Raw genomic sequence first — 1,461 nt, 5'->3', positions numbered from 1 at the left:
GGAATCTCAATGTCTTTGTCAAGCAGTTGTGAGCATCGGGGTCACGGCTGGTTCCTGGTAGAGGGTGTGGTCTCGGAGCATTGCCCAGAGGACGTTGATGCGCCGACGCGCAAGCGCTAGCAGGGCCTGTTTGTGGCTTTTGCCTTCGCGACGCTTTCGGTCGTAGTAAGCCCGGGAGGCAGGGCTGTTCTTCAAGCTCGATAGTGCTGCCAGATAGCAGGTTCGTAACAGCCGCCGGTTGAAGCGGCGGGGTCGGTGATGGTTGCCGCTAATGCGGCCGGAGTCCCTGGGAGCGGGTGCGACGCCGGCAACGCTTGCGAGCCGGTCCGGGCTTTCGAAGCTGCGCAGGTCGCCTCCAGTGTTGGCAAGGAACGTGGCGGCAAGGATGGGCCCGAATCCTGGCATGCTTTCCAAGATCTCAGCGTTCTCGTGCTCGTTGAATCGGGCGGTGATGGTTTTGTCGAGGTCGACGAGGTCTGCGTCGATTGCGGTGATTACGGCGGCCAGGCGGGCGACGAGGGTTGCGCCAACTGTCTCGGTAGGCAACGTTGTTTCTTGCTCACGCGCGGCGTCGACGGCTTTCTGGGCGACGGTGGCGCTGTTGCGGCAGCCGCGGGCTTTCAACCATGCCGCCAGACGCGTCACTCCCATCCGGCGAAGCGCTCCGGGGCTCTGGTAGGTCGATAAGAGCGTGAGAGCGGCTTTGCTTTTGGAGTAGTCGAACGCGCGCTCCAGCGCGGGGAAGTACTCCAGCATGGTCGCGCGGAGCCGATTGATTGCGCGCACCCGATCGTGGATGATGTCCAGGCGTCGAGCGGTCAGGAGTTTCAGGTCAACGCTGATCTGATCACCATCGCGAACGGGTTGGAGGTCGGTGCGCATCCGTGCCTGATCGGCGATGATACGGGCATCTTTCGCGTCTGTCTTGCCATCACCGCGGTAGGTCGCAGCCGCATGATGAATGATTCTGCCCGGGATATAGAGCAGCTGCTGGCCGTGATCGACCAGCAGGGAAATCAGGAGAGCTGCGCCGCCTGAGTTCAGATCCGTCGCCCATACGACCTCGTGCCCATCGGCGATCTCGGTGACCGTGGCGATGATTTCGAGCAGCACGGTCTCGTCGTTATCTATCCGTTGGGAGAGAAGCATCTCCCCGGTCTGGTCGATCACGACGCAGTGATGCGCCCGCTTTCCTGAATCGATTCCCGCCCATACTGCTGGCATCTGAATGTTCCTTCCGTCTCGTTGATAGCAGTTTCCCTGTCGATAACCGCGCCGGCACGTCCTTACCCAGCGATCAATGTCGCAATTCTCAATCAGCGGTCGAGTCATCTGCGGGCAGCGGGCGGCCATTCCCAGTGAGCCGTTTATGCGGCAAGGCGATCTCAGCCATACCCGCCACCCGAGGGTGATCGAAACACTACGCCAGTCCCGAAATCACCCACAACAACAACGTAAGGA

At 61.0% G+C, this 1,461-nt stretch carries 1 protein-coding gene; it reads right to left on the bottom strand.

Features of this window, described 5'->3' with window-relative positions; genetic code table 11:
* Window positions 1-18: 18 nt before the first annotated feature.
* The gene (locus ABD112_RS11555) at window positions 19-1,224 is read right to left on the bottom strand and encodes an IS110 family RNA-guided transposase (RefSeq protein WP_425563836.1); all 1,206 of its coding nucleotides are present in this window, start codon (window positions 1,222-1,224) and stop codon (window positions 19-21) included.
* Window positions 1,225-1,461 lie beyond the last annotated feature (237 nt).

Source organism: Rhodoglobus aureus (assembly GCF_039527955.1).
GTDB classification, from domain to species: domain Bacteria; phylum Actinomycetota; class Actinomycetes; order Actinomycetales; family Microbacteriaceae; genus Rhodoglobus; species Rhodoglobus aureus.
This window is presented reverse-complemented; position numbering and strand designations above follow the sequence as displayed.